This is a genomic window from Streptomyces aurantiacus (assembly GCF_001418335.1).
Taxonomy (GTDB): Bacteria; Actinomycetota; Actinomycetes; order Streptomycetales; family Streptomycetaceae; genus Streptomyces; species Streptomyces aurantiacus.
Genome location: NZ_LIPP01000042.1, coordinates 46577 through 53258, shown reverse-complemented (window position 1 = coordinate 53258; position 6682 = coordinate 46577). Strand labels below are relative to the sequence as shown.

The following is a 6682-nucleotide window of genomic DNA, read 5'->3' as shown; positions in this document are numbered from 1 at the left end:
TACCTTTCACTGGACACGCAAATCGATCGGATGTTCGTTTACTGGGATCTCCGAGACGTCCGTTGTCGGCAGTAGACGCTCACGTTCTCCAACATGCGGCGTGCCACACAATCGGACCGGGTGAAAGCTCATGGCAGGAACCGACCACGAAAAAGCGCTGGACACCGCGCTCGCACAGATCGAGCAGAAATTTGGCAAGGGCGCGGTGATGCGCCTCGGCGAGCGGCCCAATGAGCCCATCGAGGTGATCCCTACAGGATCGACCGCACTCGACGTCGCCCTCGGCGTGGGTGGTCTGCCGCGCGGCCGAGTGGTGGAGGTGTACGGCCCGGAGTCGTCCGGCAAGACGACCCTGACCCTGCACGCCGTGGCGAACGCGCAGAAGGCCGGCGGCCAGGTGGCCTTCGTGGACGCCGAGCACGCCCTCGACCCCGAGTACGCCAAGAAGCTCGGCGTCGACACCGACAACCTCATCCTGTCCCAGCCGGACAACGGCGAACAGGCTCTGGAGATCGTCGACATCCTGATCCGCTCCGGCGCGCTCGACCTCATCGTCATCGACTCCGTCGCCGCCCTGGTGCCGCGCGCCGAGATCGAAGGCGAGATGGGCGACTCCCACATGGGTCTGCAGGCCCGCCTGATGAGCCAGGCACTGCGGAAGATCGCTGGCGCGCTCAACCAGTCGAAGACCACCGCGATCTTCATCAACCAGCTCCGCGAGAAGATCGGCGTGATGTTCGGCTCCCCGGAGACCACGACCGGTGGCCGGGCACTGAAGTTCTACGCCTCGGTGCGCCTCGACATCCGTCGTATCGAGACCCTGAAGGACGGCACCGACGCGGTCGGCAACCGCACTCGCGTCAAGGTCGTCAAGAACAAGGTGGCGCCGCCCTTCAAGCAGGCCGAGTTCGACATCCTCTACGGGCAGGGCATCAGCCGCGAGGGCGGCCTGATCGACATGGGCGTGGAGAACGGCTTCGTCCGCAAGGCAGGCGCCTGGTACACGTACGAGGGCGACCAGCTCGGCCAGGGCAAGGAGAACGCCCGCAACTTCCTGAAGGACAACCCCGACCTCGCCAACGAGATCGAGAAGAAGATCCTGGAGAAGCTCGGAATCGGGGCACCGGCGAAGGCCGCAGCCGCCGAGGACACGGGCGCCGCCCCGGTCCCTGGTGCCGCCCGGACCTCGGCGGGAAACGCCGCCTGACAGGCACGGGCGCGGCCTGACCGGAGGCAGGCTTCCGGCGTGTTCAGCATCTCGGCATGCTCCACGGCCCAGATCCGCTCGCGTCCCTGTTCCGTGCCGAGAACCTGCTCGTGCGCGTCCGGGCGATACCAGCCCATGGCGAGGCGCAGAGGACACCGCGCCCGGCAAGGAACCGATGACCGCGTCAGGATCCGGTTGGTCGGGAGCGGCCGGACGCGTCGGGGATGCCGGGCACTTCGGGCATGGCTCTCTCCTCGCGGGGGTCGGCTGGAGGCACAGGTGACTGGGGAGCACGGGGAGTTGTGCATCTCACGTGAGCGGAGGTATTCCGTCGCGCAAGATCCGGGCCATTCCCGGACCAAGTCGCCAACCGCTACCGAAAAATCTCCCTTTGCCGCAGTTCAGAGCAGGCGCCTCGCGTGTACCACCAGCAGACGAAGAATCTGCTGGCAGTACAGCCTCTAACACCAATCCCGCGTCGGCCCGTACGTCGCTGACAGACCCATTGCCACCCTTGAATGTGCAGGACATCAGCTACTAAGGAGTTACTAAGCCGCTACTAAAACCCTCGCAGCAACCATCCGGCCCGACAGGCCTCGTGCCTTCGCATTGCTTCAGAAACTCGGATGAGCCTGGACGAAGCAAGCCTCCATGGGGTGTCCTTCGCCGCCCAACCTCCGCACAGCTCTTCGGTGTTCTCAGCCGGGTCCGACACGGATCCCACGCTCGATCTCCGGCACGCTTCCTGCACGCAGGACGGCGACCAGTGAGCGAGAACGTGCCGCGCCGATACGCAGACGCTTACGGAGCGCCTCCGCAGAGATTGGCCGCCGGTGGGTCTGCCAGTGCCGGGCGTCTTCCGCTCGGGCGCGCTCCAGGAGATCGTCATCGCCGTCGGCCCAGGCACAGGGTTCGGCTGCCGGCACGCTACGCAGCCACCCTCCGGTGGAGCCCGAGCTGTCGCGCACCGCTGTCGGGGCGACGTCGGCGACAGCACGCATCCCATTGATCGCCTGTAGCAGGCCGGGGCCGACCTCGGCCCAGCCGATCAGCAGCAGCGGGCCCACGGCGTCGAACGCCGCCCTCCCGTACGCGCCCGCAAGCAGCGGTTCCGTGACGTTGAGGGCGAGGGTGAGCAGGCTGGCCAGGAGCAGCAGCCTGCGGGCCGGGCGCAGCGTCTCCGCGGTAGCCCCGTAGAGGGCGAGGTAGCGGATCGCCAGCAGTAGCGCCAGGACCGACAGGTCCACGGCCGGTGCGACGAGTGGGGCCACCCAGGCGGACACCCCCAGGCGCAGGGCCAACGTCCATACGTTGCCGAAGCCGAAGAGGAAGACCAGGCCCACCACCATCCCGGTGATCACGGTGACGGCGCGGAAGGCCAGCTGCTGCTCGCGCTGTGTGCCCGGCCGCGTCGGTGTCACCCGGGGCTCAGACATGATCGCCGACCCCGATCCGCTGGTGGGTTTCCTGGGCGCGTTCGGCCGCGGCGCTGGCACCATAGCGGCGCGGCATCTCCTGCGACGTCCAGCCGAGCAGCAGCATCAGGTCGCCGGTGTCGGCGCCGGCACGCTTCCATTCATGGGCGAAGGTGTGCCGCCACCGGTGCGCGTGCAGCTTGACCAGCCCGGCCGCAAGCCCCCGACGCTTCAGCATGATCTTGATGCCGTTGGGGGCCAGCGGCCGCATCCCCCGCTCAGCCAGCCACAGCTCCGGCAGGGCGGCCGCCTTGTGCCTGGCGCGGGCCCGTAGATAGCGGCTCACAGCCCGCGCGGTCTTCGGCCCGAACCGCACCCGCCGGTCCTTGCTGCCCTTGCCGTGGTAGTGAACGGATTCCGTGGTCAGATCGATGTCGTCGAGCAGAAGATTGCCGACCTCGGACAGGCGCGCGCCCGTGTTGCAGTACAGGCGGATGATCGCCTCGTCCCGCAGCTGGACAAAAGCCTTGCCCTTGCACGTGCCGAGAACCTTCGTGGTCTCCTCGTCACGGATGACCGGAATCAGTTTCTGCGGCATCTTCGGCTGCCGGACCCGCTCCATCGGCGACCGGTCGATCTCGCCCTCGTCGAGCAGCAGCCACTTGAAGAACTGCTGCAGCGCCTTGTGCTTGTTCAGCGCGGTCGACGCCGACCGCGTCTCGATCATCCACGCCTGGAACGCCTCGACATGCGCGTGCGTGACGTCGACCGGATCCTCGGCCGCCGCGTCGGCGTCCGGATCCGGCGAGTACTCCCCCAGGAACCGTGCCAGCTGCGCGGCCGCCAGCAGGTAGTTGTACCGGGTGGTCTCCGGGTAGTTCCCCGACCGCAGCGAGCGGTCCCAGTCCCGCAGGAAGCTCGACCATGTCGTCGACAGCCCCGCAGTGATCTTGTCCAGGTCCAGCAGCGGCATCCTCGTAAACCTCCGAGTAAAGGTGCCGATGAGCGGCATGCTCAACCTCGAAGACCGGAAACGACCCAAACGAAAAGGGTCCCCGCAGGCTTTCACCTGCGAAGACCCTTCGCTCTGTCGGGACGACAGGATTTGAACCTGCGACCCCTTGACCCCCAGTCAAGTGCGCTACCAAGCTGCGCCACGTCCCGATGCCCGTTGTGACCTGGGGTTTTCCCTGGCTGAACGTGCACCGAAACAATACCGCACTTGGGTCGGTGGTCGCGCACTCCTTTTGTTCCGCGGCCCCACCCGACGCCCCACCCATGGCCACCGTCCGAGTTCCCCACCCAGTTGCCACTGAGCTCACTGGCCGCCGCCGAGAGCTCGGTGGGAGCGCGACCCCCGTGCGCCGCGCTCCCACCTGTTCCCGGATGATGCCACGCGGCACTGACAACGCCCCTCAACGGTCCGAAGGGCCGTCAGCCGCCGGCCGGAAGCCCCAACTCCGGGTAGGACTCCAGCAACCGGGTCGGAGCCGCCTGTCGCCAGGAGTCCGCCAGGATGTCGCTCAGTTCGGCCGTGTCCTCAAGGGCGGCGAGCCGTACCCGCACCCACGCGAAGCCGGCCTCGTGGTCGGCGATCCAGAACTTCTCGGGCTCCGCGACGACCAGTTCGTCGCGCTCCGTCTTCGGACAGCGCACCGCTATGGACGTCTCCTCCTCGGGCAGGGTGGCGAACATCTTCCCCGCCACCCTGAAAGTGGGCATGCTCCAGGCGATCTTCTCCACCGTGTCCGGGAAGGAGAGACAGATTCGGCGTACGTCCTCGGCATCCTGCATGGAACGCACCGTAGCCAATGCCACTGACAAACTGCCGTGCGCGGGCTCAGCCCACGGGTGCGACCTCCGCCAGGGCCTCCAGCACCGGCCGGATCAGCGGGTGGTCCTCGGCCCCTCGGCGTACCGCGGCGAAGACGCGGCGGGTGGGCGCGACGCCGTCGACGGGGCGCACGACCACTCCCGCGAGGTCCATGCCGTGCAGGGCGGAGCGCGGCACGAGGGCGACTCCCGCGTCCGCCGACGCGAGCGCGACGACCGCCCGGAAGTCGTCCGAGGAGTGTTCGAGGCGGGGCTGGAAGCCAGCGTGCTCGCAGGCCAGGACCACCACGTCGTGGCAGGGGTTTCCCGGGTACGGGCCGATCCACGGGTCCTTGGCCAGCTCCGCGAGCGGCACCTCCGTACGGTCGGCGAGGCGGTGGGTCTGCGGCACGACGGCGTCGAACGGCTCGGCGTACAGCGGGATGTGCGCGAGACGGGGATCGTCGGCGTCCGGGGCGCCCCGGTACTCGACGGCGACCGCCACGTCGACCTGCCGGTCGAGCACCATCGGCAGGCTGGCGTCGCCCTCGGCGTCCTGGACGCGGATGCGGATGCCGGGCGCGGTGCGCGCGAGCCGCGCCAGGGCGGGCGCGACGACGAGGCCGATACCGGTCGCGAAGGAGGCGACACTGACCGTGCCGGCCGAGCCCCCGCTGTAGGCGGCGAGTTCCGCCTCGGCCCGCTCCAGCTGTGCGAGGACGGCGTTGGTGTGGCTGAGCAGGATCTCGCCCGCGGGAGTCAGCCGTACGCCCCGGGCGCCGCGCTCGACCAGGCGGTGACCCGTCTCCTGTTCCAGGGCCGTCAGCTGCTGGGAGACAGCCGAGGGGGTGAGGTAGAGCGCGGCGGCAGCGGCCGTCACCGTACGGTGGTCCGCCACCGCTCGGAGGATGTGCAGCCGCCGCGCTTCGATCATGTGACCGATTCTCTCAAAGGTTCACGCCCACCGGCGCAGGCACGGGCTCAGGCCTCCGCCTGCACGGGTGCCTGCGCCGGTGCGTGCGCCTGCGTCTGCGTCTCGCGCTCCAGCTCCGCGCGGGCCGCCACGAAGGCGTCCACGGCGCGGTTCACGTCCTCGGTGGAGTGCGCGGCGGACAGCTGGACGCGGATACGGGCCCGGTCCTGCGGCACCACCGGGTACGAGAAGCCGATCACGTACACACCGCGCTCCAGGAGCAGCTCCGCCATCCGTCCTGCGACGGTCGCGTCGCCGATCATCACCGGGGCGATGGCGTGGTCGCCGGGCAGGATGTCGAAACCCTCCGCGGTCATCCGGGAGCGGAACAGCGTGGTGTTCGCGGCGAGCCGCTCGCGCAGGTCGTCCGCCGCCTCCAGCAGGTCGAGGACCTTGAGCGAGGCGGCGGCGATCACCGGGGCCAGGGTGTTCGAGAAGAGGTACGGGCGTGACCGCTGGCGCAGCAGTGCGACGATCTCGGCGCGGGCGGCGACGTAACCGCCGGACGCGCCGCCGAGGGCCTTGCCGAGGGTGCCCGTCACGATGTCGACCCGGTCCATGACGCCGTGCAGTTCGGGGGTGCCCCGGCCGCCGGGGCCGACGAAGCCGACGGCGTGCGAGTCGTCGACCATCACCATCGCGTCGTAGCGGTCGGCGAGGTCGCAGATCTCGCGCAGCGGGGCCACGTATCCGTCCATGGAGAAGACGCCGTCGGTGACGATCAGCCTGCGGCGGGCGCCTGCCGCGTCCTTCAACCGCTGTTCCAGGTCGGCGAGATCACGGTTCGCGTAGCGGAACCGGCGGGCCTTCGACAGGCGGATGCCGTCGATGATCGACGCGTGGTTGAGGGCGTCGGAGATCACCGCGTCCTGCGCGTCGAGCAGCGTCTCGAACACTCCGCCGTTGGCGTCGAAGCACGACGAGTAGAGGATCGTGTCCTCCTGGCCGAGGAACGCGGACAGCCGCCCCTCCAGCTCCTTGTGCACCTCCTGCGTACCGCAGATGAAGCGCACGGACGCCATGCCGTAGCCCCAGCGGTCGAGCGCCTCGTGGGCGGCGGCCACGACCTCCGGGTGGTCGGCGAGGCCGAGGTAGTTGTTGGCGCAGAAGTTGAGGACCTCGCCGGGGCGGCCGCCCGCGGTGACAGTCACGGTCGCGGACTGCGGGGAGCCGATGACGCGCTCGGGCTTGTGCAGTCCCGCGGCGCGGATCTCGTCGAGGGTGGTGCGGAGGTCGTCGCGTACGGAGTCGAACATCATCATTCCTTAGAGAGTC

At 68.9% G+C, this 6682-nt stretch carries 6 protein-coding genes and 1 tRNA gene; 1 reads left to right on the top strand and 6 read right to left on the bottom strand.

Annotation, left to right across the window (positions count from 1 at the left end; translation table 11 throughout):
* Positions 1-130 precede the first annotated feature (130 nt).
* Positions 131-1207 (top strand): recombinase RecA, encoded by a 1077-nt coding sequence (gene recA / locus AOK01_RS07150; protein WP_055509611.1) that lies wholly within the window; start codon positions 131-133, stop codon positions 1205-1207.
* A gap of 698 nt (positions 1208-1905) precedes the next feature.
* On the opposite strand, the gene AOK01_RS07145 is transcribed toward recA, so the two are convergent.
* The 6 genes from AOK01_RS07145 to AOK01_RS07120 all read right to left on the bottom strand — a co-directional run bounded on the left by AOK01_RS07145 (position 1906) and on the right by AOK01_RS07120 (position 6663).
* Positions 1906-2643: a SpdA protein gene (locus tag AOK01_RS07145; RefSeq protein ID WP_213862061.1), complete on the bottom strand. Its 738-nt coding sequence runs from the start codon at positions 2641-2643 to the stop codon at positions 1906-1908.
* Positions 2636-3595 carry a tyrosine-type recombinase/integrase gene (locus AOK01_RS07140; protein ID WP_055509609.1) on the bottom strand — a complete coding sequence of 320 codons (960 nt, stop codon included), beginning with the start codon at positions 3593-3595 and terminating at the stop codon, positions 2636-2638. Before AOK01_RS07140 ends, AOK01_RS07145 begins: the two co-directional genes overlap by 8 nt.
* Positions 3596-3712: 117 nt before the next feature.
* Positions 3713-3786, bottom strand: a tRNA-Pro gene (locus tag AOK01_RS07135).
* Positions 3787-4056: 270 nt separating this feature from the next.
* The gene (locus AOK01_RS07130) at positions 4057-4416 is read right to left on the bottom strand and encodes an MmcQ/YjbR family DNA-binding protein (protein WP_055509607.1); all 360 of its coding nucleotides are present in this window, start codon (positions 4414-4416) and stop codon (positions 4057-4059) included.
* A gap of 46 nt (positions 4417-4462) precedes the next feature.
* Entirely contained in the window at positions 4463-5368 is a 906-nt protein-coding gene (locus AOK01_RS07125) for a LysR family transcriptional regulator (protein ID WP_055509605.1), read from the bottom strand.
* A 47-nt stretch (positions 5369-5415) separates the two neighbouring features.
* On the bottom strand, positions 5416-6663 hold the full coding sequence (locus tag AOK01_RS07120; RefSeq protein ID WP_055509603.1) for a glycine C-acetyltransferase: 1248 nt from the start codon (positions 6661-6663) through the stop codon (positions 5416-5418).
* Positions 6664-6682 lie beyond the last annotated feature (19 nt).

Coding starts and splice junctions, on each gene's coding strand:
- recA (WP_055509611.1), top strand. CDS start 131: ATGGCAGGAACCGACCACGAAAAAGCGCTGGACACCGCGCTCGCACAG.
- AOK01_RS07145 (WP_213862061.1), bottom strand. CDS start 2,643: ATGTCTGAGCCCCGGGTGACACCGACGCGGCCGGGCACACAGCGCGAG.
- AOK01_RS07140 (WP_055509609.1), bottom strand. CDS start 3,595: ATGCCGCTGCTGGACCTGGACAAGATCACTGCGGGGCTGTCGACGACA.
- AOK01_RS07130 (WP_055509607.1), bottom strand. CDS start 4,416: ATGCAGGATGCCGAGGACGTACGCCGAATCTGTCTCTCCTTCCCGGAC.
- AOK01_RS07125 (WP_055509605.1), bottom strand. CDS start 5,368: ATGATCGAAGCGCGGCGGCTGCACATCCTCCGAGCGGTGGCGGACCAC.
- AOK01_RS07120 (WP_055509603.1), bottom strand. CDS start 6,663: ATGTTCGACTCCGTACGCGACGACCTCCGCACCACCCTCGACGAGATC.